The sequence below is a fragment of the Pseudorhizobium banfieldiae genome (genome assembly GCF_000967425.1).
Classification (GTDB): Bacteria; Pseudomonadota; Alphaproteobacteria; order Rhizobiales; family Rhizobiaceae; genus Neorhizobium; species Neorhizobium banfieldiae.
The window spans coordinates 2,681,607-2,707,866 of the sequence record NZ_FO082820.1; the positions used below are offsets into that span (position 1 = coordinate 2,681,607).

27 protein-coding genes are annotated in these 26,260 nt (G+C 63.2%); 17 read left to right on the plus strand and 10 right to left on the minus strand.

The features are described 5' to 3' along the window. Positions 1-47 precede the first annotated feature (47 nt). Positions 48-671, minus strand: coding sequence for a hypothetical protein (locus NT26_RS13210; RefSeq protein WP_052639377.1), 624 nt, complete (start codon positions 669-671; stop codon positions 48-50). A gap of 306 nt (positions 672-977) precedes the next feature. On the opposite strand from NT26_RS13210, the gene rpsU reads away from it, so the two are divergent. Both rpsU and NT26_RS13220 read left to right on the plus strand, forming a co-directional pair. Continuing rightward, entirely contained in the window at positions 978-1,205 is a 228-nt protein-coding gene (gene rpsU / locus NT26_RS13215) for a 30S ribosomal protein S21 (RefSeq protein ID WP_052639379.1), read from the plus strand. 119 nt (positions 1,206-1,324) lie between these two features. Further along, on the plus strand, positions 1,325-2,209 hold the full coding sequence (locus tag NT26_RS13220) for a tetratricopeptide repeat protein (RefSeq protein ID WP_052639381.1): 885 nt from the start codon (positions 1,325-1,327) through the stop codon (positions 2,207-2,209). 24 nt (positions 2,210-2,233) lie between these two features. Here NT26_RS13220 and NT26_RS13225 read toward each other — a convergent pair whose 3' ends face one another. The 3 genes from NT26_RS13225 to NT26_RS13235 form a co-directional block, all read right to left on the minus strand. After that, the gene (locus NT26_RS13225) at positions 2,234-3,253 is read right to left on the minus strand and encodes an LLM class flavin-dependent oxidoreductase (RefSeq protein WP_052639383.1); all 1,020 of its coding nucleotides are present in this window, start codon (positions 3,251-3,253) and stop codon (positions 2,234-2,236) included. Positions 3,254-3,447: 194 nt separating this feature from the next. Then, entirely contained in the window at positions 3,448-5,424 is a 1,977-nt protein-coding gene (locus NT26_RS13230; protein ID WP_052639385.1) for a TRAP transporter large permease, read from the minus strand. 2 nt (positions 5,425-5,426) lie between these two features. Then, a complete protein-coding gene (locus NT26_RS13235; RefSeq protein WP_052639386.1) occupies positions 5,427-5,987 on the minus strand; it encodes a TRAP transporter small permease subunit in 561 nt (186 codons plus the stop codon). A gap of 376 nt (positions 5,988-6,363) precedes the next feature. Here NT26_RS13235 and NT26_RS13240 point away from each other — a divergent pair, with 376 nt between their 5' ends. From NT26_RS13240 to NT26_RS13265, 6 genes are all read left to right on the plus strand, one after another. After that, the gene (locus tag NT26_RS13240) at positions 6,364-8,658 is read left to right on the plus strand and encodes a putative bifunctional diguanylate cyclase/phosphodiesterase (RefSeq protein WP_052639388.1); all 2,295 of its coding nucleotides are present in this window, start codon (positions 6,364-6,366) and stop codon (positions 8,656-8,658) included. 137 nt (positions 8,659-8,795) lie between these two features. Beyond that, positions 8,796-9,545, plus strand: a complete 750-nt coding sequence (locus tag NT26_RS13245; protein WP_052639390.1) for an N-acyl amino acid synthase FeeM domain-containing protein — start codon at positions 8,796-8,798, stop codon at positions 9,543-9,545. A gap of 175 nt (positions 9,546-9,720) precedes the next feature. Continuing rightward, entirely contained in the window at positions 9,721-9,945 is a 225-nt protein-coding gene (locus NT26_RS13250) for an aa3-type cytochrome c oxidase subunit IV (protein ID WP_052639392.1), read from the plus strand. Between the two features lie 76 nt (positions 9,946-10,021). Next, positions 10,022-11,332: a Re/Si-specific NAD(P)(+) transhydrogenase subunit alpha gene (locus tag NT26_RS13255; protein ID WP_152338619.1), complete on the plus strand. Its 1,311-nt coding sequence runs from the start codon at positions 10,022-10,024 to the stop codon at positions 11,330-11,332. Continuing rightward, a complete protein-coding gene (locus tag NT26_RS13260; protein WP_052639394.1) occupies positions 11,332-11,742 on the plus strand; it encodes an NAD(P) transhydrogenase subunit alpha part 2 in 411 nt (136 codons plus the stop codon). Before NT26_RS13255 ends, NT26_RS13260 begins: the two co-directional genes overlap by 1 nt. Before the next feature lie 12 nt (positions 11,743-11,754). Continuing rightward, positions 11,755-13,155: an NAD(P)(+) transhydrogenase (Re/Si-specific) subunit beta gene (locus NT26_RS13265; protein WP_052639396.1), complete on the plus strand. Its 1,401-nt coding sequence runs from the start codon at positions 11,755-11,757 to the stop codon at positions 13,153-13,155. A 131-nt stretch (positions 13,156-13,286) separates the two neighbouring features. Here the strand turns inward: NT26_RS13265 and NT26_RS13270 are convergent, their stop codons facing one another. Continuing rightward, positions 13,287-14,393, minus strand: a complete 1,107-nt coding sequence (locus tag NT26_RS13270; RefSeq protein ID WP_052639398.1) for a TRAP transporter substrate-binding protein — start codon at positions 14,391-14,393, stop codon at positions 13,287-13,289. Positions 14,394-14,679: 286 nt separating this feature from the next. Between NT26_RS13270 and NT26_RS13275 the strand changes: the two genes are divergently transcribed. Then, a complete protein-coding gene (locus NT26_RS13275; RefSeq protein WP_052639400.1) occupies positions 14,680-15,474 on the plus strand; it encodes a gamma-glutamyl-gamma-aminobutyrate hydrolase family protein in 795 nt (264 codons plus the stop codon). Between the two features lie 24 nt (positions 15,475-15,498). Here NT26_RS13275 and NT26_RS13280 read toward each other — a convergent pair whose 3' ends face one another. The 3 genes from NT26_RS13280 to NT26_RS13290 form a co-directional block, all read right to left on the minus strand. Further along, positions 15,499-16,461: a 2-hydroxyacid dehydrogenase gene (locus NT26_RS13280; protein ID WP_052639402.1), complete on the minus strand. Its 963-nt coding sequence runs from the start codon at positions 16,459-16,461 to the stop codon at positions 15,499-15,501. 21 nt (positions 16,462-16,482) lie between these two features. Then, complete coding sequence (locus tag NT26_RS13285) at positions 16,483-17,505, minus strand: LacI family DNA-binding transcriptional regulator (protein WP_052639404.1); 1,023 nt, start codon at positions 17,503-17,505, stop codon at positions 16,483-16,485. Between the two features lie 100 nt (positions 17,506-17,605). After that, the gene (locus NT26_RS13290; RefSeq protein ID WP_052639406.1) at positions 17,606-18,091 is read right to left on the minus strand and encodes a MarR family winged helix-turn-helix transcriptional regulator; all 486 of its coding nucleotides are present in this window, start codon (positions 18,089-18,091) and stop codon (positions 17,606-17,608) included. A gap of 83 nt (positions 18,092-18,174) precedes the next feature. Between NT26_RS13290 and NT26_RS13295 the strand changes: the two genes are divergently transcribed. The 6 genes from NT26_RS13295 to NT26_RS13320 all read left to right on the plus strand — a co-directional run bounded on the left by NT26_RS13295 (position 18,175) and on the right by NT26_RS13320 (position 22,585). Beyond that, the gene (locus NT26_RS13295; protein ID WP_052642175.1) at positions 18,175-18,966 is read left to right on the plus strand and encodes a creatininase family protein; all 792 of its coding nucleotides are present in this window, start codon (positions 18,175-18,177) and stop codon (positions 18,964-18,966) included. A 56-nt stretch (positions 18,967-19,022) separates the two neighbouring features. Next, positions 19,023-19,274: a type II toxin-antitoxin system VapB family antitoxin gene (locus NT26_RS13300; protein ID WP_052639408.1), complete on the plus strand. Its 252-nt coding sequence runs from the start codon at positions 19,023-19,025 to the stop codon at positions 19,272-19,274. Next, positions 19,274-19,678 (plus strand): type II toxin-antitoxin system VapC family toxin, encoded by a 405-nt coding sequence (locus NT26_RS13305; protein ID WP_052639410.1) that lies wholly within the window; start codon positions 19,274-19,276, stop codon positions 19,676-19,678. Before NT26_RS13300 ends, NT26_RS13305 begins: the two co-directional genes overlap by 1 nt. Positions 19,679-19,795: 117 nt before the next feature. Beyond that, positions 19,796-20,917, plus strand: a complete 1,122-nt coding sequence (locus NT26_RS13310) for a CobW family GTP-binding protein (protein ID WP_052639412.1) — start codon at positions 19,796-19,798, stop codon at positions 20,915-20,917. Further along, positions 20,917-21,903: a WD40 repeat domain-containing protein gene (locus NT26_RS13315; RefSeq protein WP_052639414.1), complete on the plus strand. Its 987-nt coding sequence runs from the start codon at positions 20,917-20,919 to the stop codon at positions 21,901-21,903. The genes NT26_RS13310 and NT26_RS13315 overlap by 1 nt, the downstream gene beginning before the upstream one ends. A 4-nt stretch (positions 21,904-21,907) precedes the next feature. Further along, on the plus strand, positions 21,908-22,585 hold the full coding sequence (locus NT26_RS13320; protein ID WP_052639416.1) for a spermine/spermidine synthase domain-containing protein: 678 nt from the start codon (positions 21,908-21,910) through the stop codon (positions 22,583-22,585). 404 nt (positions 22,586-22,989) lie between these two features. Here the strand turns inward: NT26_RS13320 and NT26_RS13325 are convergent, their stop codons facing one another. Further along, complete coding sequence (locus tag NT26_RS13325; RefSeq protein WP_052639417.1) at positions 22,990-24,015, minus strand: serine hydrolase domain-containing protein; 1,026 nt, start codon at positions 24,013-24,015, stop codon at positions 22,990-22,992. A 94-nt stretch (positions 24,016-24,109) separates the two neighbouring features. Beyond that, positions 24,110-25,003, minus strand: coding sequence for a LysR family transcriptional regulator (locus NT26_RS13330; protein WP_052639418.1), 894 nt, complete (start codon positions 25,001-25,003; stop codon positions 24,110-24,112). A 99-nt stretch (positions 25,004-25,102) separates the two neighbouring features. On the opposite strand from NT26_RS13330, the gene NT26_RS13335 reads away from it, so the two are divergent. Together NT26_RS13335 and NT26_RS13340 are read left to right on the plus strand one after the other, a co-directional pair. Beyond that, positions 25,103-25,843 carry an SDR family oxidoreductase gene (locus NT26_RS13335; protein WP_052639420.1) on the plus strand — a complete coding sequence of 247 codons (741 nt, stop codon included), beginning with the start codon at positions 25,103-25,105 and terminating at the stop codon, positions 25,841-25,843. A 30-nt stretch (positions 25,844-25,873) separates the two neighbouring features. Continuing rightward, positions 25,874-26,092 carry a tautomerase family protein gene (locus tag NT26_RS13340; RefSeq protein ID WP_052639421.1) on the plus strand — a complete coding sequence of 73 codons (219 nt, stop codon included), beginning with the start codon at positions 25,874-25,876 and terminating at the stop codon, positions 26,090-26,092. The last annotated feature ends 168 nt before the right edge of the window (positions 26,093-26,260 follow it).

Below are 26,260 nucleotides of genomic sequence, written 5' to 3' on the forward strand. Positions count from 1 at the left end.
GCGACGCATGCAGAGGATTGTTTTGCTAATGTCGCCAGACGCCTGAATCAGCGGCGCGGTGCCATCGCACGCTGGAAGACACTGTGACAAAACGCCGGTGTCAGCAGCGCGTTCGTCTGCACGCCGCGCGACCTGTCATAGCTGCTGACGCAGGCGACGGTGAGGGCCGAGAGGGTGGCATTCTGCGTTCCGATGGAGGACGCTACCGGCGCCCCCTTCGCCGTGTCGCTCCCGACGAGCGCCACCAGCAGGGCGCCGTACTGGCTGAGGATCATGGCATAGGCATCGTGGCCTATCACCCCGTTCGCATAGCTCTGGCAGGCATTGTAGAGACCGTCGCGCAAGGCAAGCACCGCCGCCTCACGCCCCTGGCCAGGGGTGACCGCCTCGGTCGAAGAAAGGTCGCCGTCCAGAACCTGCGTTCCCGCCGGCGACGGCAGGTCGAGCTTCGCCTTGCGGGTGAAGCCGAAGGCGATCGCGTAGTCGGGACTGGGCTCCGTACAGACGACGGGCGGCATGCCGTAGCGCTGGCGCTCGGTGATGATCCGGAGATTGCCGGTGGTCGAGAGGCCAATGGTTTCGCCGAAAGCGATCTTGCCTGCGCCGGCGTTCGGCGAGCAGGCCGTCAGCGGCAGCACCGCCATCAAAGCCGCGAGCACCTGCGTCCGCATCACACCCCTCCGCCCTTCGCCGCCTTCCGCGGAAAACATTATGGCAACTATACCGCAACTTGCAACTATAGAAATATGCAACCATAAGCTATCCCGAGTTGGCGAAATTGTCTGACTGGAGGAGATCGCCCGTGCCACGCACGATATTTTTTCGGCAGGCCGCCGCATCGGAGTATCTGGACTTCCGACCCAGCCTCTGCTATCTGCCGAACTAATCGCACGGCTTTCCGGCCGGGCACAGTTATTCTTTCGCCTCGAATCGGCATGGATTCCGGCGAGCAACCAAACCAAGGAACGGGATTACACGTGCAGGTACTTGTCCGCGACAACAACGTTGATCAGGCTCTCCGCGCTCTCAAGAAGAAGATGCAGCGCGAAGGCATCTTCCGTGAAATGAAGATGCGCGACTACTACGAAAAGCCTTCCCAGAAGCGTGCTCGCGAAAAGGCTGAGGCCGTTCGTCGCGTCCGCAAGCTGGCTCGCAAGCGCATGCAGCGCGAAGGCCTGATTGCCGCTCCGCGCCCGAGCCGTTAATCGGCCGTTTTTCTGACGTTTTTGACGTGCTAATGAGGCGGTGGCGACTTGGGCGCCGCCGCCTTTCGCTTTTACCGGATCACGATTCCGCTCCTGAACGATACGAGGAACTTAGCCTGATGGCCTTCAAGACTGCTGCTCCTTCGTCCGCAACACTCGTCTTTTCGACCATCACCGCCCCGATTCGCAGCAAGGCCACGCTCTCTGCACTCGCTCTCGCCTCCGGCGTCCTGCTGGCCGGTTGCTCGACCACATCGCAGACGACCGATCTCATCACGGTCGACCGCGCCCAGGGCTCCGAAGAGAACATCGCCTCGCTGACGTCCGTCATCAATGCCAATCCCGGGGATCCGGAAGGCTACAATGTCCGCGGCTCCGCCTATGGGCGCGCCGGCCAGTTCAAGCAGGCGCTCGACGATTTCAACCGGGCGATCCAGCTCAATCCGCAGTTCTACCAGGCCTATGCAAACCGGGCCCTCGTCTACCGCAACATGGGCAAGCCCGTGGAAGCCGCGAACGACTACAACCGCGCGATCCAGCTGAACTCCAGTTACGACGTCGCCTATATCGGCCGCGGCAACATCTACCGCCAGGCGGGCCGAAATGACGAAGCCTTCAACGACTTCAACCGCGCCATCCAGCTCGACACGACCGACGGTCGCGCCTACCACAACCGCGGACTGATCTATCAGCTTCGTGGCCAGCATGCGCAGGCCATCGAGGACTTCTCCAGGGCGATCTCGCTGTCGCCCAACTCGCCAGAGCCCTATAACGGCCGCGCCGTCTCCTACCTCGCAATGGGCGACGACGAAAACGCCTTCGCGGACATCAACACGGCGATCGCCTACAACGACAAGCTCGCGGAATCCTGGACGAACCAGGGGCTCGTTTACGAGACCCGCGGCGACAGGGCCCGCGCCGCCAAGTCGTTTGCCCATGCCGCCCGTCTGGACCCCAACTACCAGCCCGCCAAGGACGGCCTCGCTCGCACCCGCAGCAGCTAGGCCGGAACCGGCCGCTGCAGAAGCCTAGCGCCAGCCCAGCGCTGGCGCGACATGCTTAAGGATCGCCTCGATCACGTGGGCGTTGTATTCGACGCCCAGTTGGTTCGGCACCGTCAAGAGCAGCGTGTCGGCCTCTGCAATCGCCTCGTCCTTCCTTAGTTCCTCAACCAGCGCATCCGGCTCTGCCGCGTAGGAACGGCCGAAGATGGCGCGGGTATTGGCGTCGAGATAGCCGATCGAATCCTCGTCCTTGCTGTGGCCGAAATAGGCCCGGTCCATGTCGTTGACGATTGCGAAGATCGAGCGCGAGACGGAAACCCGCGGCGCACGGTCATGGCCCGCCTCCTTCCATGCATCGCGATAGGCGCGGATCTGCTTGGCCTGCTGGATGTGGAAGGCCTCGCCCGTCTCGTCGTCCTTCAGCGTCGACGACTGCAGGTTCATGCCGAGCTTGGCAGCCCACACTGCCGTCGCGTTGGAACCGGCACCCCACCAGATACGCTCGCGCAGGCCCTCCGAATAGGGCTCCAGGCGAAGCAGCCCCGGCGGGTTGGGGAACATCGGCCGCGGGTTAGGCTGGGCGAAGCCCTCCCCCTTCAGGACGTCGAGAAGGACCTCCGCATGGCGACGCCCCATGTCTGCATCGCTCTGTCCCTCGCCCGGCTCGTAGCCGAAATAGCGCCACCCATCGATGACCTGCTCGGGGGAGCCGCGGCTGATGCCGAGTTGCAGGCGCCCACCGGCGATGAGATCTGCCGCACCAGCATCCTCGGCCATGTAGAGCGGGTTCTCGTAGCGCATGTCGATCACGGCCGTGCCGATCTCGATGCGGCTGGTCCTGGCTCCTACTGCCGCGAGCAGTGGAAAGGGCGAGGCCAGTTGCCGGGCAAAATGGTGGACGCGGAAGTAGGCGCCGTCGGCACCAAGCTCCTCGGCTGCCACGGCCAGATCGATGGACTGCAGCAGAGAATCCCCGGCCGAGCGTGTGCCCGACTGTGGTGACGGCATCCAGTGGCCGAAGGAAAGGAAACCGATCTTCTTCATGGCATGCTCCTGCCGGTGGCGTTACGGCTTATATGGCACGTGGAGGCCTCGGCGTCAGGTACCAGCTCATTCCGGCCGCCGGACGGACCGTTCGCTCATGCTGAACGATGCAGCCGGTCCCGCGGCCTGACACTGCACCGGGCAGGTCAGGAGCGAGGAAAAAGCTCCGGACGTGCCGGGCTTTTTCTTGGTACCTACTGATTGATCGGTGGCGGCTGGCTCAGGTCCGGCTGTGCGGGTGGCTGTGCCGGCTGTTGAGCCGGTGGCTGCGGGGCCTGTTGCCCCGGCAGTCCCTGGAGCGGCGGCAATCCGAAGGCCGGCGGGGCGGCAGGAGCCTCGGGCTCTGACGGTGCCGAAGGTTGCGGCTGCTCCCCACCCAGGTTGAGCGGCGGCAGGCCAAAGGCCGGCGGCGCCGCGGGCTGGGCGCCCGAGGCAGGCGGCTCGCCAAGATTGAGGGGCGGAAGGCCCATCGCGGGTGGCGCGCCCGCTCCGCCACCTCCACCGCCTCCCTGGCCGCCCAGCGGCGGCAGGCCGAGCCCGCCACCCTGGCCGCCGAAGCCTGGGATCTCGATCTGGATATCGGTGGGATCGGCGCTCGGATGATCGGTCTTGTAGTGCATCACCAGCCCGGGGAAGAAGATCACCACGAGGATCATGACGAACTGGATGATGATGTAGGGGAAGACGCCCCTGTAGATCTCCGTGGTCTTCATCGCCGGCATGGTCTTGCCTGTTACCTTGTCCAGCCAAGGTGCAGCCGGCGCGATGGATCGCAGGAAGAACAGCGAGAAGCCGAAGGGCGGTGTCAGGAAGGAAGTCTGCAGGTTGATGCCGAGGATGATCCCGAACCACACGAGGTCGATCCCGTGCGCTTCGGCCACCGGCGCCAGCAGCGGCACCATGATGAAAGCGATCTCGAAGAAGTCGAGGAAGCAGCCAAGGATGAAGACGATGATCGTCACCACGACGAGGAAGCCGTACTCGCCGCCGGGCAGGGCCAGCAGCAGTTCCTCGATCCAGACATTGCCGTTGATGCCGTAGAAGGTCAGGCCGAAGACGCGTGCGCCGATGAGGATCATCATCACGAAGGCGGACAGCTTCGTCGTGGCGTCCAGTGCATTCTTGATCGTTCCGAAGCTCAGGCGCCCCTTGGCGAGGGCGAGAAGCAGTGCGCCAGTGGCGCCCATCGCGCCGCCTTCGGTCGGAGTGGCGATACCGAGGAAGATCGTGCCGAGCACCAGGAAGATCAGCGCCAGTGGCGGGATGAGCACGATGATGACCTGCTCGGCCAGCCGAGAGATGAGCTTCTTCTCGACCCGGCTGTTGATCAGTGCGACGACGTATACCACGGCCACCGCGAACACCATGGCTGCAACCAGCTGCCACTCCGGCGACTGAATCCCGGTGAACAGGACGTACATGCCGAGATAATAGAGAGCGATGGCGATCACCAGCATGGCGACCAGCGAGGTGACACCGGAGCCAAGCGTGCGGGCCTCCATCGGCAGCGCCGGCGCCCATTCCGGCTTCACCATTGAGACGGCGAAGATGTAGAGGCAGTATGCCCCGACAATCAGAAGCGCCGGATAAAGCGCGCCGAGATACATGTCGCCGACCGAGCGACCGAGCTGGTCGGCCATGACGATCAGGACGAGCGACGGCGGGACGATCTGCGCCAGCGTGCCGGAGGCGGCGATCGTGCCGGAGACGAGCGGCCTGTTGTAGCCGTAGCGCATCATGATCGGCAGAGAGATCAGGCCCATGGCCATGACCGAGGCGGCCACGACCCCGGTCGTGGCGCCAAGAAGCGCGCCGACGAGGATGACGGCATAGGCTAGGCCGCCGCGGATCGGGCCGAACAGCTGGCCGATCGTGTCGAGCAGGTCTTCTGCCATGCGCGACCGCTCAAGGATGATCCCCATGAAGGTGAAGAAGGGGATCGCCAAGAGCGTATCGTTGTACATGATGCCGTAGATGCGCTCCGGATGGGATTGCAGCAGCGGCCAGAATAGCCGGATTTCCGGCGAAATCGTCGAGAGTTCGACGCCGATCACAAAGTATATCAGGCCGCCTGCGGCAAGCGTGAAGGCCACCGGATAGCCGAGCAGCAGCATCAGCATCACGCTGGAGAACATCACCAGCGGCAGGTTGTGGGCAATGAAGTCGATCACGCTCAGACCTCCGTCGCGGCAGTCGGCATTTCGCCGGCCGTGTCATGGCGAGGGTCCGCGATCCGACCGGTGATGACGGCGTAGCGCTTGATGATCTCGGAGAAGGCCTGCAGCAGGAGCAGCAGGAAGCCCAGCAGCACCACCAGCTTGGCCGGCCAGATGGTTAGACCGCCGGCATTCGACGAGATCTCGCCGGACTTGAAGGACAGCCAGAACCAGGGCCACGCGAGATAGGCCATCAGCCCGGCAAACGGAACGAGGAAGATGATATGCAGCACGAGGTCGATGATGTCGCGCGTCCGCTTGCTCCACATGGACGAGACGATGTCGATGCGGACATGCTCGTTCTTGAGCAGCGCATAGGCCGCGGCCAGCATGAAGACGGCGCCGAACAGGTACCATTGCACTTCCAGCCATGCGTTCGACGACATGTCGAGAGCCTTGCGCAGGACGGCATTTCCGGCGCTGATCAGGACAGCCGCGAGCAGCAGCCATGATACGGATTTTCCGATGACCGTGGTGACGGCATCGATCACGCGACTGAGCGCGAGCAGCGCAGCCATTTTTTCCCCTCCTGTCGAACCTTGCAGCCATCGCCACCGGCCTGGGCGATTGCCGGGTCCCGTTGTTAGTGCGCGACCTGTATTGGCTGGAGCCGCAAAAATCAATTGGCTGGGCGCGCGATGCGCTGGTTTTCAAGGCTTCTGCGGCCCAGCCGCGACAGTCTGTCCGCTGGAAATGCTCGAATCGTCTCGAGACTGTGATCCGCTTGCCACCGTTCGGAAATCTGTGAAGATGGAGTGCGAATTCCTGCGGGGCTTTCTTTGACTTCTGTTAAGCAGAAAACGAACAACCCCTCAGGTTCATGGGGGAAGGGGTGCCGATTCGGACGAAATTAAGCTGTCTCAGGCAGGGTTGGGCCGAGACGAGGGGCAACCCATGAAAGCGCAAGACGCAACGACGCTGCCGACGGACGTCTACCTGTCCTTCGTGAGCTCGCTGTTTGAAAACCGCGGCACATTGATTACCGGCGTGGTGGTCCACGTCGTGTGGTGCGCTATCGTCTTCAGCTATACGGGATCGCAGTTCTATCTGTATGCGGCGGCTGGATTTCCGCTCGTTTTCGCCCTCCGGTTCTTCGATTTCCTGAGGTTCGACAAGGTCGACAAGACCTCGCTGACGGACAAGCAGATCGCTCGCTGGGAGCGGCGCTACGTCATGGGCGCCACCATGACCGCTCTCCTTCTGGGAACGACGAGCGGCCACGCCATGCTCGTCCTCAAGGACAGCTTCGTCGCCTTTACCTGCATCGCAATGACGATGGGATCGATGATGTCCATCGTCGGCCGCAATTACGGCTCGCGCCATGCGGTAGACTTCCAGACGCTCGGCTGTTGCGTCCCCATCATCATCGCCTGCGTCGCCAGCGGCGACACGCATCTTGCCATGATGTCGCTACTGCTCATCCCTTTCGGCCTGACGACCCGCTCCATGGCCAATGGCGTACGCGAGTTTCTCTACAAGAACGTCCTGGCGGCCCGAAAGATTCGCCTTATCGCCAACCAGCTTGATCTGGCGCTGACGACGATCGCCCACGGACTCGTCATGCTGGACAGCGAAGGCCGCATCGAAGTCGTCAACCGTCGCGCCTCCGACCTGCTCGGGCTGCCGGACGCTTCCGAGATTCGCGGGCTTCCGCTGGTTGGTGTGCTGGAAGCCCATAACGGCTATCGCCGCACGCGGGCCGTCGGTGAACTGCGGCATTTGTTGAGCGGCGACGTGGACCGCACCCTTGTTCAGCTCAAGGAAGGGCTGCATGTGGAATTCTCCGCCAGCCGGCGCGAGGATGGCGGGGTCGTACTGATTTTCGAGGACGTCAGCGCTCGCGTCGAGGCGGACGCGAAGATCCTGCACATGGTGCAGTTCGATACGCTGACGGGACTGGCCAATCGGTCTCATTTTGCCGAAATGGCAACGGCCGAGCTCAAACGGCGCCCGGCTGACAGCCTTGCCGCCCTTGTCGTGCTCGATCTCGAAGCCTTCAAGCACGTCAACGACCTACGGGGCCACGTGGTCGGCGACCGGCTACTGGCGGCCGTCGCATCGAGGCTGTCGGCCCAGGCTGGGCCCGATCTGCTCACGGGGCGCCTGGTGGGCGACGAATTCACCCTCTTTGTAATGGCCGAGGACCGCCCCCAACTGGAGGCGCAGGTCCGGAAGGTGCATGAGGAGATCCAGCGGGCGTACGATCTCCCTGACTTCCGGATCGAGATCTGCGTCAATGGCGGTGCCATCGTCGGTCGAGCCGACGAATTCGAGATGGAGACATGGCTGATCAAGGCGGATCTCGCGCTCAGCGATGCGCAGGTGAAGGGCAAGGGCTCCCTCTCCTTCTTCCGACCCGAAATGGATGCTCGCTATGTCGAGGAGCAGAAGCTGCGGGCTGCGTTGCGACAGGCGGTCGAGGACGAGGCGCTCCAGGTTGTCTACCAGCCCATGTACACGGTCGACGGCAGCCGGATTGAGTGCATGGAGGCACTCGTTCGCTGGAAGCATCCCGAAAAAGGCATGATCGCGCCCAACGTCTTCATTCCGATGGCAGAGGAGATGGGCATCATCTCCAGCATTACGCGCTTCGTGCTGGAACGGGCCAGCCGCGATTGCGCCGCCTGGGAGCAGCCGGCAGCGGTCTCCGTGAACCTTTCCGCTCACGACCTCCTGACTCCGGACATCGTTGGCGACATACTCGGAATTCTGGCGCGCACCGGCCTGCCACCATGGCGCCTGCACGTGGAGTTGACAGAAAGCTGCTTCATCGATGACCCCGCCGCGGTAAGCAAGGTCCTGCATCAGTTGCGGGAGAAGGGTGTCACGATCGCGATCGACGACTTCGGCACCGGCTTTTCGAGTCTCAGCTATCTAACCTCCCTGCCGCTGGACATCGTCAAGGTCGACCGGGCGTTCATCCGGGACATCAACCATGATCCGCGCCAGATGAAGCTGCTGAAGGGAATTGCGCAACTGTCGCGTGATCTTGCTCTGAGGATCGTGATCGAGGGCGTTGAGACACAGGAACAGCTTCAACTCATCAAGGAGAACCGCTTTGCGGACCTGATCCAGGGCTACGTCTTTGCGCCACCCGTTGATGCGGAGACCGCGACCAGGATGCTTCGTGCAAGCGGTCAGGCTGTGGCCGTCAAGGCATCGCGCAAGCGCCTAAAGCCAGTGACATAGCATCCCCGTAACGGAGGCGCCGCGCCCCTCCCGGTCTTAACCATAATCGTCAAAATACCGCCCGTTCGGGGCGGCAGTACATCCGAAGCGGACAATCTCGGGTTAACTTCTCATTAACTCTGAGGAGATTGCCGCAGATGCTCAATAATAGTGCCGTTACCACCAAGGAATTTTCCACCAAGCTTCTTTCGATCCTGGACGCCGTCGAGTATCGCCGCATCGAAAGCCAGGAGGATTTCGAAGACATTGCCCGGCTTCGCTACAAGTCCTACCAGGAGCGAGGCGTCCTGCCGCTCTCCGCGAGCAGCATGCTCGACGAGGTCGACTTCGACGACCACGCCTACGTCTTCGGCGTCTACCTGTATGAGGAACTGGTTAGCACCATAAGGGTGCACCATGTGACCCCGACCCACCGGATCAGTCAGTCGGCCGGCGTCTTTCCCGATGCAGTGAATGCCTTCCTCGATGCCGGCATGACGCTGATCGACCCGGCAAGGCTAGCCATCGATCCCGAACTGGACGGCGAGCGCTCGGCCCTGCCTTTCCTGACGGTCAGGCCGACGATCATGGCGGCGATCTACTTCAATGCGGACCGCATGCTGCAGCATATCCGTCCCGCCCATTCCGCCTTCTACCGCCGGTATTTCTATGCCGATACCGTCGTCCCACCGACGTTCGCCAGCATATACGGTTTCGATCTGACGCTTCTTGCGTCCCGCACCCGCGAGATCGGGCCGAAGCTCTTGAGCCGCTTCCCGATCTACGAATCCCAGCCCTACGAACGCCGTCTGATGTTCGACCGATCGCCGCTCAGCGGCATGGCGCCGCTGACGATCCTGCCGACGGCACGACTTGCCCGGCAGCATTCCATGCCGCTCGCGAGCTGAAACATCGGGAGCGCGACCGCCTGCGCCAGAAGGTGCCATTGCGCTTTGTGGCGGCTTTGTGTAAGGCCAGAATCCAACCAAATCGGCCCCGATCATTTTGCTCGTGGCCGGTCGGACAGGTTTCAACGGCCGCGCCGAGAAGGTGGTCGGAGCGGCCGCATCAGGGAGACGACGCATGGACAATCACAACAGCGCTCCAGTCGAGACGGGTGCTTCCATGGATTATGCGGAACACGAAAAGACCTACAACATGTTCCTCGCGCTGACGAAATGGGGCACCATGCACATGATCGTGCTGCTGATCGCCATGGCTGCCGGCTTCTTCGGCGGCGTTGGCTTCTTCGGCGCCCTCATCGTCTTCATCGTTCTCAACGCTGCCGGCTTCTACCTGCTTCGCTGATCCCTCTACCGACCTGATCGGAAGGACCGGCATGACATTCATGCCTGTCCAGCACACGAATTTGGGAGGGCATATCGTGGCAAAGGTGATTTTCGTACCCCGCGAAGGGGCTGGTGAGGAGAGGGTGGCAGCCTCGCCGGAAACGGTGAAGCGCCTCACGGCGATGGGCTTTTCCATCGTGGTCGAGACCGGCGCCGGGACGGCGTCAGGCATACTCGACGGCGACTTCGAGGCAGCAGGCGCGCGCATCGGCTCCGCTTCTGATGCCGCTGGCGCGGACGTGATCCTGAAGGTGAACCGTCCGACGTCGAGCGAGATCATGGGATACAGGTCCGGCGCGGCCGTCTTCGCCAGCATGGACCCCTACGGCAACGAGGCCGCACTGGCCGAAATGGCACGCGCCGGCATCACCGCCTTCGCCATGGAACTCATGCCGCGCATCACCCGCGCCCAGTCCATGGACGTGCTTTCCTCCCAGGCAAACCTCGCCGGCTACCGTGCCGTCATCGACGCGGCGCATGAATATGGCCGCGCGCTGCCGATGATGATGACCGCCGCCGGAACGGTTCCGGCCGCCAAGGTCTTCGTCATGGGCGCAGGCGTTGCCGGGTTGCAGGCGATTGCGACCGCCCGTCGCCTCGGTGCCGTGGTCTCGGCAACGGATGTCCGGCCGGCCGCCAAGGAACAGGTCGCCTCGCTGGGGGCCAAGTTCATCGCCGTCGAGGACGAGGAATTCAAGGCAGCGGAAACCGCGGGCGGCTATGCCAAGCAGATGTCGGAAGCCTATCAGGCGAAGCAGGCGGCACTCGTGGCCGAGCACATCGCCAAGCAGGACATCGTCATCACCACCGCCCTCATTCCCGGTCGGCCGGCGCCTCGCCTCGTGACACGCGCCATGCTTGCCTCCATGAAGGCCGGCGCCGTAGCAGTCGACCTCGCCGTCGAGCGCGGCGGCAACATCGAAGGTTCCGTCAAGGGTTCGGTCGCCAGTGTGGAAGGCGTCAAGGTGATCGGCTACGCCAACGTGGCGGGCCGCGTTGCGGCCTCTGCTTCGGCGCTCTACGCGAAGAACCTCTTCGCCTTCCTGGAGACCATGGTTTCGAAGGAGACCAAGGAATTTGCCGTCAATCCGGACGACGAACTGGTGAAGGCGACTATGCTGACCCATGGCGGCCAAGTGGTGCATCCCAATTTTGCCGAGGCGGCGGCATCGTTCGCGGCCTCCGCGGCATCTGTAGCCGAGACGACGACACCCGCTGCTGCGGCACCCGGGCGCAAGCTGGCCAGGACTGCATCTCCGGTCTCGGGCGAGACCTCGCCGGACAAGCCCAAGCGAACGCGCAAGAAGACTGAAGCAGCAACGCCTGACAAGAAGGAGGGGCTTTGATGGCGAGCGAAGTGATGAATTCGGCTCTTGATCGGCTCGAACATGCCGTCGAAGCTGTAAGGGTTGCGGCAGAACAGGCTCCCGAAGCTGTCGCCCAGGCAGCACACGGAGTGTCAGGCGGCGCGATCGACCCCTTCGTGTTCCGGCTGGCGATCTTCGTGCTGTCCATCTTCGTCGGCTATTACGTCGTCTGGTCGGTGACGCCGGCGCTGCACACGCCGCTGATGGCCGTCACCAATGCCATCTCCTCGGTGATCGTGGTCGGCGCGCTCCTCGCCGTCGGCATCTCGGCGAGCGGCTATGCCACCGGCTTCGGCTTCGTGGCACTGGTGCTTGTCTCGGTGAACATCTTCGGCGGCTTCCTAGTCACCAGCCGAATGCTCGCCATGTACAAGAAAAAAGATCGCTGAGGGTCCTGAACGATGTCACAGAACCTTGCAGCCTTCCTCTACCTCGTCTCCGGCGTGCTGTTCATCATGGCCCTCCGCGGCCTGTCGCATCCGACCACGAGCCGCCAGGGCAATGTCTACGGCATGGTCGGCATGGGCATTGCCATCGGCACGACGCTTCTGCTTGCCACGCCGGACTTCGGCGGGCTTGTGCTGATCGTCCTCGCGCTCGCCATCGGCGGCGGTGCCGGCGCCTATATCGCTCGTACCATTCCGATGACGGCCATGCCCCAGCTTGTGGCAGGTTTCCACTCGCTGGTCGGCTTCGCCGCCGTCATGGTTGCTGCCGCCGCCCTCTATGATCCCGTCTCCTTCGGGATCGGCGATGTCGGCACGATCCACGGCCAGGCGCTCGTCGAGATGGCACTCGGCGCCGCGATCGGCGCGATCACCTTCACCGGCTCGGTCATCGCCTACCTCAAGCTCGACGGACGCATGTCCGGCAAGCCGATCCTCCTGCCCTTCAGGCACCTGATCAACATCGGCCTGCTGGTGGCGATCATCGTCTTGATCGTCGCGCTGACGCAGACGGAGAGCCATACTCAGTTCTGGCTGATCGTCATCCTGTCGCTGGCGCTTGGCGTGCTGATCATCGTTCCTATCGGTGGCGCCGACATGCCGGTCGTCGTGTCGATGCTGAACTCCTATTCGGGATGGGCGGCAGCCGGCATCGGCTTCACCCTCGGGAACCTGGCACTGATCATCACCGGCGCCTTGGTCGGCTCCTCGGGTGCGATCCTCTCCTACATCATGTGCAAGGGGATGAACCGCTCCTTCATCTCCGTCATCCTCGGCGGCTTCGGCGGTGAAACGGCTGCGGCCGGTGCCGACGACGGGGTCCAGCGGACCGTGAAGCAAGGCTCGGCCGACGACGCAGCTTTCCTGATGCAGAACGCCGAGAAGGTGATCATCGTGCCGGGATACGGCATGGCCGTCGCCCAGGCGCAGCATGCGCTGCGCGAGCTTGCCGATACGCTGAAGGAACACGGTGTCGAGGTGAAGTACGCGATCCATCCTGTCGCCGGCCGCATGCCCGGACACATGAACGTGCTACTCGCCGAAGCCAACGTACCCTATGACGAGGTCTTCGAGCTGGAAGACATCAATGCGGAGTTCGCCCAGGCGGACGTCGCCTACGTGATCGGCGCCAATGACGTGACCAATCCGGCGGCGCGCGACGACAAGACCTCGCCGATCTACGGGATGCCGATCCTCGACGTCGACAAGGCCAAGACCTGCCTCTTCGTCAAGCGCTCCCTCGGCTCCGGCTATGCCGGCATCGACAACACGCTGTTCTACAAGGACGGCACGATGATGCTGCTCGGCGACGCCAAGAAGATGACCGAGGACATCGTCAAGGCGATGAAGCACTAGACGGATCGATCTGCCCGAACCCAAGCCCGGCGAGAAGCCGGGCTTTCTTTTTTGCCTGCTCCAGGGGCTGCAACAGAAAAGGCCCGGATCCTGCGATCCGGGCCCCAGTGCTTACCGTAATCGTCGCAAGCTTAGAGCTTGCCGTTACGCTGCTGGATCATCATGAAGGTGTCGAAGGTGTATTCCGACAGCTGCATCCACAGATAGCCTTCCTTCTTGAAGGCGACCTGGTCTTCGTAGATCTTCTTGAACCACTCGTTGGACGCCGTGAGCTCGGCATAGACTTCCTGCGCGGCGTTGAAGCAAGCCTCGAGGATTTCCTGGCTAAACGGACGCAGGATCGTGCCGTCGGCAACGAGCTGCTTCACGGCGGCCGGGTTCTTGGCGTCGTACTTCGCCATCATGCTGGTATTGGCATAGGCGCAGGCGTCGGTGAGCGCCGCCTGGTAGTGCTTCGGCAGGTTGTTCCACTGCTCCAGGTTGACGAAGGAGTGGATGACCGGGCCGCCTTCCCAGAATGCGGGATAGTAGTAGTACTTGGCGACTTTGTAGAAGCCGAGCTTCTGGTCGTCATAGGGACCGACCCACTCGGCTGCGTCGATGGTGCCCTTCTCGAGAGCGGGATAGATGTCGCCGCCAGCGATCTGCTGCGGCACGACGCCGAGCTTCTCGACCACCTTGCCGGCGAGGCCGGCGATGCGCATCTTGACGCCCTTGAAGTCGTCGACCGTGTTGATCTCCTTGCGGAACCAGCCACCCATCTGGGCGCCGGTATTACCGGAGATCATGCCGTAGAGGCCATGAGTGGCGTAGAATTCGTTGAGAAGCTTGTTGCCGTTGCCTTCGTAGAACCAGGAATTGGTCAGGCGGGCATTGAGGCCGAAGGGGATGGCCGTACCGATCGCGAAGGTCGGGTCCTTGCCGACATAGTAGTAGGAGCAGGTGTGGCACATTTCGACCGTGCCGGCGCTGACGGCGTCAGCTGCCTGGAGGCCGGGAACGATTTCACCGGCCGCGAAGGGCTGGATGGTGAAGTTGCCGCCCGTGGCTTCCGAGACGCGGCGTGCGATGTCTTCAGCACCGCCATAGATGGTGTCGAGCGACTTCGGGAACGAAGACGTCAGACGCCAGGTGATCTTCGGATTTTCCTGAGCGATGGCCGGAGCCGCCAGCGTCGTGGCGGCGGCTGCACCGGCGCTGGTTACTGCCGCCTTCTTGAAGAATGAACGACGATCCATGTATTACCTCCCAACAAAACAAAAACCGCAGGGGACGGTCTTCTTGCCCTCCCCCGGTCCGCCGCGGAGGTAAACATGTCCCCCTCGCGCGCGCAAGCATATCTGGCATTATCCCTTGGTCTCGGATGTTCTTTTCCTAACAGAATCCGAGACCTGCGCAATTTCTCCGCAGATTTCACACACCGCCAAGAACGCTGCCCAAACTATGGGCGACAGGAGCCGCGGGAACCGCTTGACAGCAAGGATGATCCGGCGCCAGAAATCGGTTTCGTCTCGGAGACTTCAGATGCCCAAACCGATCGTCGCCCTACCCGCAGATATTCGCGAATTCGAGGGTACAGTCTGGCACGCCACTCCGAACCAGTACGTGAAGGCGGCCCTCAAGGTGGCGGACGTGATGACCTTCATCATTCCCGCCTTCGAGGAAGGCAATGACACCGATGCCATCCTCGACCGGGTCGACGGAATTCTCGTTTCCGGCTCCGCAACCAATGTCCATCCCTCGCTCTACGGTCGAGAAGCGACGGAGGCGGATGGGCCTTTCGACATTGCGCGGGATTCCACCTCGCTGCCTCTCATCCGACGCGCCATCGAGCGCGGCATTCCCATGCTTGCCATCTGCCGCGGGCTCCAGGAACTGAACGTCGCGCTGGGCGGGACGCTTGCGAGCGAAATACACGACCAGCCTGGCATGTGGGACCACCGCAAGCCGAACGTGCCGGAGCGGGACCACATGTACGCGATCCGCCAGCCTGTATTTGTTCGCGAAGGTACTTGCATCGCCCGTCACCTCGGCCTTTCGGGCGAGGTGCAGATCAACTCGCTGCACCGCCAGGCGATCGCCGAGACTGCGCCCCGGCTGACGGTCGAGGCAACGGCTGAAGACGGGACGATCGAGGCGGTTTCGGTGATCGATGCGAAGGGCTTTGCCGTTGGCGTCCAGTGGCACCCGGAATATTGGGCCGAGACGGATGCACCGTCGCGTGCCCTGTTCAAAGCCTTTGGCGACGCCGTGAGGGACTACGCCGCCACTCGTGGAGCCGGCACACGGCCCGCGAAGCTGGCCGCTGCTGCCGGCTGAGCGGCCGGCAGCAACGAGGGTTGGTCAGGCCTTTACCGGCGTTTCCGGAACCGGCGTGATCACCTTCTTCTCGCGGAACCAGCCGATGAGATTGTCCACCACCAGGTCGGCCATGGCATTGCGCGTCGGCACCGACGCAGAGGCCACGTGCGGCAAGAGGCTTACATTCGGAAGATCGAGGAGCGCCTGCGGGACGTTCGGCTCGTCGTAGAAGACGTCCAGTCCGGCCGCGGCGATGGTGCGGCTGCGCAGAGCCTCGGCCAGCGCCTCCTCGTCGACGCTCGTACCGCGACCGACATTGATGAAGACGCCGTTCGGCCCAAGGGCGGCGAAGATCTCCGAGGTGAATATCTTGTGGGTCGCAGCCGTGCCGGGCACGATCGAGATGAGCGTGTCCACCTCCTCGGCCATCGCCTTCAGCGATGGATAGTAGGTATAGGGGAGCCCGTCCCTGCGGGTGCGGGTATGGTAGCCGATCCGAACCTTGAACGGCTCGAGCCGCCTGGCGATCTCGATGCCGATGCGGCCGAGACCGAGAATCCCGACGTGGCGGCCGCGCAGCGAAAGCGGTGTCAGCGGATAGGGCCCTTCGCTCTTCCAACGCCCCTCGCGCAGATAATTTTCGGCCCGTGGATATTCCCGAAGCGTGTTGAGGAGCAGTGCGATGGTCGTATCGGCGACCTCGTCGTTCAGCACATCGGGCGTATGGGTGACGATGATGTCGTGCTGCAACGCCTTTGCCGTATCGACCCCGTCGTAGCCGACGCCGAAGTTGGAGACGATCTCCAGGTTGGGCAGCCTGTCGATCCAGCCATTGTCCAGGACGCCCGAGATGGCAACGCCCCTGATCCTGTCGCGAATGCCGGGATCAATATCGGTTGGGGGGCCCATCGGGACGGCGACGATCTCGAAGTCCTCCTTCAGCCGTTCGAGCACCCGCGGATGGATGCGGCCGGGCACGAGTATGGCTACGGGTTGGTCGGACATCTTGTCTCTCCTCCTTCGAATTCAGCTGCGGGGTCGGTAGATGCCGGTTGACTGGCGGATGCGCATCTCCGGCTTGATGAGATGGATGCCGTCCGGCTCGTGGCTCCCGGCCAGGCGGTCAAGCAGCGCGCGCGCGGCAAGCCGGCCCACCTCGCTCTGGCCGTTCCAGACGGTGGTGAGCGCCGGCGTGGCGATCGATGCCTCTTCCAGGTCATCGTAGCCGGTAACGGAAATATCCTGGCCCGGGACGAGGCCGGCGCGGGCGATGCCGTTCATCAGGCCTATGGCCACGAGATCGTTCCAGCACACGGCCGCCGTCGGCTTCTGCGGCAGCGACAGGAAATGTACGGCCGCCTCGAAGCCGCCCTGCTTGGAGCGCGGGCCGGGAATGCGCAGGTTCGGATCGACTTCGATGCCTGCCTTGCGCAGCGCGTTGACATAGCCCTGGTAGCGGTCGCGCCCGGTGGAGGTCTGATCCGTACCGCCGATCATGGCGATCACCCGGTGGCCGAGCCCGATCAGATGGTTGGTAGCGAGCGAGATGCCGTAGCTGTCGTCGCCGCGATACATGGGCAGGTTGACGCCCTCCATGGACCGGGCAACCAGAATGGCCGGCATGCCATTGGCCTCGGCGAGCTTGACGTCCTCGATCGGAGTGCCGATCGCCGGAGACATGATGACCCCGTCGCCACCGAGTTGTAGCAGCGTTTCGATGAAGGTCCGCTGTTTCTCGACGGAATCGTAGTGGTTGGACAGGATGAAGGTCTGGCCGCTGCGGTCGAGCTCGCTCTCGATCGCCTTCAGGATTTCGCCGTAGAAGGGGTTCATGATGTCGTGCACGACGACGCCGACAATGCCGGAGCGGGAGGTCCTGAGGCTTGCCGCGCGGCGATTGTAGATATAACCCAGCGCGCGGGCCTGCTCCTTGATCTTCTCCCGGGTGTCGGCTGCGACCAGCGGACTGTCGCGAAGCGCCAGCGAGATGGTGGCCGTGGAAAGCCCGAGGCTCTCGGCAATGGTCGACAGCTTGATCTTTTGCGCCACGTCCCCTCCGGCCAGGCAAGCACCGGCTGCGGCCGGATTTAAAATCCTTTAAATAATTAAATGGGAAATCGCAACTGCCCGGTAAGGCCTAGCGAACAGGTTATTCAGGCGAATGGAGATTGTTGTCCAGGGCGCGCAGGAGCCGCATCAGTGTCCGGATCTCCTTGCCCGAGAAATCCTTCAAGGCTAGCTCCCCACAGGCCGCAACGCTTTTCTCGATCCGTGTCACGCTCGCTCTGCCGCTCTCGGTGAGGAATACTTTTGTCAGGCGTCCGTCTTCGCCGTCCTCGCTGCGCAGGACGAAACCCTGCGCCTCCATGCGTCCGATGGTGCGCGTCATGGTCGGGGCCTTGACGCCGAGATGGGCGGCCAACTGGCCGGCGGTCAAGCCGTCCTGCTCGGCGAGTGCAAGGATCACGCCATCCTGCCCCGCATAGAGGCCGCTTTCCGCAAGGCTGCGGCTGAGCACGGTGCGCAGCGACCGGGCCGCCTGGGTGAGGCCGACTGCAAGATCGGCGGGAGCAAAGGCTTCGCTATCCTTCTTCTTGCCGTCCTTGCCCTTCTTGCCGTCCTTCTTCTTGGCCATCTGCCCTTCCTGCTTCCGTGCTGAGGCCCGCACGGCTATAGACTTTGTCCCCATGCATAGCGAAACGAGGGATGGACCGCCAGATGCCTCACCCACGGCCGCATTTCAGGGACAATGATCCGACGCTCTCGCCCGTCGACCGCGGCGATTGGATTGCCGTCCTGCCGCTCGGCGCCCATGAACAGCACGGACCGCACCTGCCCTTCGAGACCGATACGCTCATCGCGATGGGGATCGTCGACCGGCTGATCAACACCCTGCCCCCTCGCCTTCCGGTCACCTTCCTTCCCGTCGAACCCGTCGGTTATTCCATCGAGCACATGGATGTACCCGGGACGAAGACACTGGCATTCGACGAGGCGGTGATGCGCTGGGTGGGGATTGCGGAGGGCCTGCACCGACAAGGAATCCGCAAGTTGGCGATGCTCAATGCCCATGGCGGCAATTCCCCTCTAATGACCATCGTCGCCACCGAAGCCCGTGTCCGGTTCAACATGCTGGCAGTCGCGACAAGCTGGACACGCTTCGGGGTACCCGAAGGGCTGATCAGCCCTGAGGAAAAGGCGATCGACATCCATGGCGGTGATATCGAGACATCGGTCATGCTGGCGCTCCATCCGGACCGGGTGGACATGGCGAGGGCCGAAGCCTTCCAATCCCGCCAGAGGGAATTCGCCAGCCGCTTCCGGCACCTGCGCGCCTATGGCCCCCATGCCTTCGGCTGGAAGATGTCGGACCTCAACAAGGCGGGCGTCGCCGGCAACGCCGCCGCCGCGACCGCGGCAAAGGGCGAGACCATCCTGGCCCACGCGGTGAAGGGAATCGTGGAACTTCTGGAAGATGTGGCGGCGTTCGATGCGGTGGAACTGTCATAGCTCGCATTGCAACTAGCTACACAAAAGGCTATGTTGCTGCTACACAGGAGGCCACGATGACCCTCAATATCCGAAACAAGCAAGCGGATGCTCTGGCACGCGAACTGGCGGAGCTTGACGGCACGACGATCACAGACGCAGTCGTCAATGCGCTGCGCGAAACCATCGCAAGCCGCCTAAAGAACGAAAGCCCACGTGAGACTGCAAGGCGCGTACTCGCTAGACGCGGCCTCGCATTCAAGCCGAACCGACGTCCTGTTCCTGCCGAAGCGTTCCACGAACTCGACCACGAACTGGCATCTGACTGATGTTTGTCGACGCCTGCGCGATCATATCGTTGATGGCGGGCGAAGACACGGCCGATGCCTATGAAGAGGCTTTACTCGGCGCAGCTTCGCCCTTCACCTCAGCACTCGCTGCCTGGGAGGCGATCATCATCCTGTCGCGTCCTGATCAGCTCGACTGTAGCTATCGCGACGCGGAAGGGGCTGTTCTTGAGTGGCTGGACGACCGCAATATCGAGTTGAGGGAGACAGGCCAGCCCCGGGAGATCTTGCACCACGCCGTCGCGGTGGCGCAGGATCGCGGCATCGGCCGTCGGCATCTGAGCAACTTCGATTGCTTCCACTACGCTCATGCGAAGGCGATGGGGCAGCCTATCCTGACCACAGACCGTCTCCTGCGGGAGACAGACGTCGACACCAAGCCGTGACAACCGCTGTCACCTTATAACATTCAAAACCCTTTGAACTGCTTCCGGCTTGCCCTTATATCAGGCCGACACCTTTTGCGCGCCGGCCCGGCGCCGGCTCATCCTTCGAGGTTTCCCATGACCGACACGACCACCGCCACGCCCGTTCCCGTCACCGTTCTCACCGGCTATCTCGGCGCCGGGAAGACGACGCTCCTGAATCGCATCCTCTCCGAGAGCCACGGCAAGAAGTATGCGGTCATCGTCAACGAGTTCGGCGAGATAGGCATCGACAACGACTTGATTGTGGAATCCGACGAGGAAATCTACGAGATGAACAACGGCTGCGTCTGCTGCACGGTGCGCGGCGACCTGATCCGCGTCGTGGAAGGCCTGATGCGCCGCCCCGGCCGCTTCGACGGCATCATCGTCGAGACGACTGGCCTTGCCGACCCGGTTCCGGTTGCGCAGACCTTCTTCATGGACGACGACGTGCGCGCCAAGACCGAGCTCGATGCCGTGGTCGCGCTGGTGGACGCGAAGCACCTGCCGCTCCGCCTGAAGGACAGCCGCGAGGCCGAGGACCAGATTGCCTTCGCCGATGTTGTCGTCATCAACAAGACCGATCTCGTGACGCCGGAAGAACTGGCGCAGATCGAGGATGTCGTTCGGGCCATCAATCCCGGCGCACGCATCTACAAGACGAGCCGGTCCGGCGTCGACCTTGCCAAGGTCCTGAATCAGGGCGCCTTCAACCTGGAGCGGGCGCTGGAGAACGATCCGCAGTTCCTGGAGCATGGCCACGAAGATCATGTCTGCGGTCCGGATTGCGACCATGACCATGGTCACCATCACCACGACCACGACCATCACCACCACGATCATGATCACCACCATCATCACGATCATGACCATGGCCACGATCACCACCATCACGCCCCCTCGCCGATCCACGACGTGACGGTGAAGTCCATCTCGCTGCGCGGTGGCGAGATGAACCCGGACCGGTTCTTTCCGTGGATCCAGAAGGTCACCCAGACCGATGGGCCCAATATCCTGCGGCTCAAGGGCATCATCGCCTTCAAGGGCGACGAGGAACGCTACGTGGTGCAGGGCGTCCACATGATCGTGGAGGGCGACCACCAACGACCCTGGAAGGAGGACGAGAAGCGCGAAAGCCGCCTCGTCTTCATCGGACGCGATCTCGATGTCGAGAAGATCGAGAAGAGCTTCAAGGCCTGCGAGGCGACGCCAGCCTGATGCCGACCGTCGCACCGCTTGATCTCGAAGGCCACGTCGTCGCCACGCATTTCCTCGGCGAGGTTCCGCTCTTCGCCTCTGCTGCCGGCACCATCCACCGTCTCGATGGCGGCGAGAAGGTGACAGAAGCGCATGAGGGCCTGCTCACCTGCATCCGCGACCCCTACAGCGCCACCCTCCTTACCGGCGGCGAGGACGGCAAGGTCCTGCGCATCGCCCATGAGGGCAGCGTGACGCAGCTGGCAGAAGCGCCGCGCAAGTGGATCAACGTGGTCGCCGGCGGCCCGCAGGGGGCCGTCGCCTATGCGCATGGGCGCACGAGCTTCGTGCGCCTTTCGGACGGCACGACGCGCGAATTTTCCGAAGAGCGAACGGTGGAAGGCGTTGCCTTCGCCCCGAAGGGCCTGCGGATTGCCGTGGCGCGTTACAATGGCGTCACTCTACACTGGGTCGGCACCAATGGCGCACCCGTCGATCTCGACTGGAAGGGTGCCCACACCGGCGTGACATTCTCCCCCGATGGTCGTTTCCTCGTCACCACCATGCAGGAAAACGCGCTGCACGGCTGGAAGCTTGACGGCAAGCCCGGGGACGCGCGCCACATGCGAATGACCGGCTACCCTGCCAAGGTGAAGTCGCTCTCCTGGTCGGTGAAGGGCAAGTGGCTGGCCTCCTCCGGTGCGCCGGCCGCGATCGTCTGGCCTTTCTCGGCCAAGGACGGCCCGATGGGCAAGGCGCCGCTGGAACTCGGCACGCGCGCCAACATCATGGTCACCCAGGTCGCCTTCCATCCGGCGGAGGAGGTCCTGGCAATCGGCTTCGTCGACGGCATGATCCTCGGCGTGCGGATCGCCGACGGCAAGGAGGCACTGTTGCGTCGTCCCGGCAAGGGGGCCATCACCGGCCTGAGCTGGAGCGCGACGGGCAAGCTGCTCGCCTTTTCCTCCGAAGCCGGTGACTGCGGCGTCATCGACATCTCGGCCTGAGCCCGTGATCCCCTGGGCCCTGATCGATACCGCGACCGTTCCAGGCGGGGGTGAGCTTCGCCTCAAGCAGCGCGGCACCGAGTTTTCGATCATGCTCGGCACCAACGAGTTGATGAACAGCCGGCTATCCGGATCGGAAGAAGCGCTGGCGCGTCTCTCCATCGACAAGATCCGCGATCGCCAACGGCCCGTGATCCTGATCGGCGGCCTCGGCATGGGCTTCACTCTCCGCGCTGCGCTCGCCGAACTGCCGCAAGAAGCACGCGTCGTTGTCGCGGAACTCGTTCCGGCGGTGATCCGCTGGGCGAAGACCGAGATGGCCGAGGTGTTCAAGGGGTGCCTGGACGATCCTCGCGTCATGATCGTGGAAGCGGATGTCGGCGAGCTGATCCGTCGCGAGACGGCTGTCTTTGACGCCATCCTTCTCGATGTCGACAACGGGCCGGAGGCGCTGACGCGAGACGAGAACGACCGCATATACGATGCAGGCGGTTTGGGAGCGGCCAAATCTGCGCTGAGGCCGGGCGGCGTGCTTTCCGTCTGGTCTTCCGCGCCCGACGCCCGTTTTACCCGAAAACTGCAAGCGGCAGGCTTCACAGTTGAAGAAGTGCCGACGCGTGCCAGCACCAAGGGACGCGGGGCGAAGCACATGATTTGGCTTGGCGTGAAGCAGGTTCGCTAGAACCTCTGCACCTGCCGAACGGCAGCAGGAGGAACCGCGCCGGAGAACTCCGCGACGGGATCAGGGGATGGGCAGGCAATCGGCATTGAGGGTATTGGGGTGTCAGGCGTGACTGCCTGCCCGATTGCTTCCGGCTTTCCCGAAGATCCGGAGGAGAGGTGTCAGTTCTCTTTCCGGAGCTTCGGGTGGGGACCGGCCTGACGCCAGCCCGCCACCGTCTGCAACCATCACCGGGCGCCGGGTGCTTCCCGGGGGAGGCAACCGGTTCGCGAACCCGGCCCCTGCCCTATGACTGCTTCAGGATAGGACGAGGCAAGGCTGCGGGGATGGACGGGGAAGAATAGCGGGTCGGGTCCCTTGAAACGCCAGCCCAATTTCTCGCTCGCGCAACATCATTGCTCACGTCAGGCGGAGCGAACGGCACCGATGATCTCCGCCAGGAGGGCGTGCAGGTCGTCGCGATAGCCTGTGCGGGCGGAGGGTGAATTCTCGTCCGACGTCATCACCACCGTGAGCCCGAGCGACGGGACGACATAGAGCATCTGACCGCCATAACCCCAGCCGAACTTGACCTCCTCGCCGCCGATCCTGCGCAGGAACCAGCCATAGCCGTAGCCATCGCCGGAAAAGCGGGAATTGGTCCGCGGTATCCATGACTGCTCTATCCAGCCCTCGGAGATGATGCGCGTGCCGTCCTCTGCCTTGCCGCCGTTGCGGTAGACTTCCCCGAAGGCCAGCAAGGAGTGCGCCGTCATCGCCATCTGGTTGCCGCCGAGATAGATCCCCTGCGGATCCTGCTCCCAGGAGCCGATACGGAAACCTTCCACCGGCTCGAACCATTCGCGCGCCAGCGCCAGCGTCGACTTCTCCCCGACGCGGGTGAGGATGGCCGAGAGGAGATGGGTGGAGGCGGTGGAGTAAAGCATCTGCCCGCCCGGCTCGCCGTCGAAGGGCTCCGACAGCGCAAAGCGCACCCAGTTGCGGCTCGACACCCAGCGACCGTAGTTGGGACCCGACATGCGGGCGAGACCCGCCTGCATGGAGAGAAGGTTGCCGATGGTGATCTCGGACATGCGTGGATCCGGCTCGCGCGGCAGCTCGCGTTCGAGGATCGGCGCGATCTTCTGATCGGCTCCCTGCAGCAGACGCTTGTCGATGGCGATGCCGACCATGGCGGAGATAATCGACTTGGAGGCCGACTTGATGTTCGTCGATTCGCCAATGGAATGCCCGTTGAAGGCGCGTTCGGCGAGCATTTCTCCTTCCCGGGAAGCCAGCACCACCTTGAGAGGCTCCAGGCCTCTCGCCCCGTCCAAGACAGCGCCGAGGGATGCGCCGGGCTCCGGCGCCTGCGGAACAGCCTGGGCGAGAGCATGAGGGGCAGTGAGAGCGAGGGGAATGGCAGAAATCAGGGTGCGTCTTGTGATCATGAACGCCAATCTAGTGCGACGTGGGTCCTGAACTATGGCCGCCCTGCCGATTCACGCCAAGGTGATGGCGCGTGAAGGCAGGCAACTGCGGCTGCTAGAGCTCGGCCTTTGCAAAGATCTCGCTGATCCAGTCGAGGAACACGCGCACGCGCGGTGAGAGCTGCCGGTTCTGCGGATAGAGAGCCGAAAGCGGCGTTCGCGCCGGTAGGAAATCTGCCAGCACCTCTACGAGTTCACCCCTCTCGATGAAAGGCCGAAGGCGGTGACGCGGCGCCTGGATCAGGCCGAAGCCACGGCAGGCGAGGTCCACGATCGTGTCGGAATTGTTGACCCGTATGCGCGTCGGCAGCGTAACTTCGCGGATCTGCCCGTCAACGGTAAACTCCAGCGGCAGGACCTGCCCGGTGCGCGAGGAGATGAAGCCGATCGCCTCGTGCCCCTCCAGCGCATCCGGGGTTTCAGGCGTGCCGTGGGCCTCGATATAGGCGGGGCTGGCGCAGGTCAGCTCGGTGATCGAGCCGAGCCTCCGGATGATCAATGAACTGTCGGAAATTTCGCCGGCGCGGATGACGCAGTCGACGCCCTCTCGGATTAGGTCGACATAGCGATCCGTCTGGCCGATCTGCAGTTCCAGGGCCGGGTAGCGGTCGAGGAACTCGCGAAGGTGCGGGAGCAGGAATGTCTGCGTCAGCATCGGGTGGGCGTCCACCCGCAGCACGCCTTGCGGCGTTGCCTTACGAAAAATCGTCTCCGCCTCCGCCATCTCGGCAAGGATCGACAGGCAGCGCTGGTAGAAGGCACGGCCGTCGAGCGTGACGGCGACGTGCCGGGTGGTCCGTTCGAGGAGGCGCGCCCCGAGATTCGCCTCCAGCGCCTTGATCGCCGCCGTCGCGGTGGAGCGCGCAAGCCCCAGATCGGCGGCGGCCGCGGCGAAGCTGCCGCGTTCCACTACCCGGACGAAGAGCTCCATGCGCGTCAGGCGATCCATTTTCCATTGTTCAGCATGGATGAATTATCATGTCAATTCGCGTTCATTGTTCTTCGGCTGAGGCTTCGTATCCTGGGTAGGAACGAAAGGAGACATGCCATGACACACACAGAACAACGCGTCGCCATCGTCACCGGGGCCTCGAAGGGCATTGGCCGGGCTGCTGCCATTCGCCTTGCAGCCGACGGCTTCGCGGTGATCGTCAACTATTCCTCAAGCCCGGCCGCTGCCGACGAGGTGGTCGCGGAGATTGAAGCGGCCGGCGGCAAGGCGCTCGCCGTGCAGGCGGATGTCAGCACATCGGCCGGCATCGCGGCGCTGTTCGACGCTGCGGAACAGCATTTCGGCGGCACCGACGTCCTCGTCAACAATGCCGGCGTGATGACGCTCATCCCATTGACGGAAATGGATGATGCAACCTTCGAGCGGCACATCGCCGTCAACCTCACCGGTACCTTCTACGGTATCCGCGAGGCAGGCCGCCGGCTGCGCGACGGGGGCCGGATCATCAACTTCTCCTCCAGCGTCATCGGGGCATACGGCCCGCGCTACGGAGGATACGCGGCAAGCAAGGGCGGTGTCGAAGCCATGACTCATGTGGCTTCGAAGGAACTTGGAAGCCGGGGGATTACGGTCAACGCCGTCGCGCCGGGGCCGGTGGAAACCGAGATGTTCATGCACGGCAAATCGGAAGAACTGGTGCAGAGCATCGTCCGAGGCATTCCGCTCGGACGGCTCGGCCAGCCGGACGACATCGCCCCGGTCGTGTCCTTCCTCGCAAGCCCCGAGGGCGGATGGGTGAACGGCCAGGTGCTCCGCGCCAATGGCGGCATGCTCTGACGGGACCAGACAGCGAAAAGGAAAGAACCCATGCCATTCGTCAACATCAAGACCCCGGAGGGCTCGCTGACGCGGGCCCAGAAGGAGGAGATCGCGCACCGCACGACAGACCTGCTGGTCGGTTACTTCAGCGAAGCGGCACGTCCGCATACCATGGTGCTGATCGAGGAGGTCAAGGATGGCGGCTATGGCCGCGCCGATGAGATCTACGTCATCCCCGACGCTTACCGCGCACGTGAGGCGGAATAAGCGTCCAAAGCTGGTGCCTCCCGGCGGCGTTGCCGCCGGGATCCGGCGATGGCTGTTCCCCGGATTGTTCGGGCATCGCCCGGGCAACCCTTCGTGAAGTTAGTGAAAATCTGAAACCTCAGGCCCTTTCGAAGGTTGTGGTGCCCTGCACGCTGCGTGAGTGCGCGC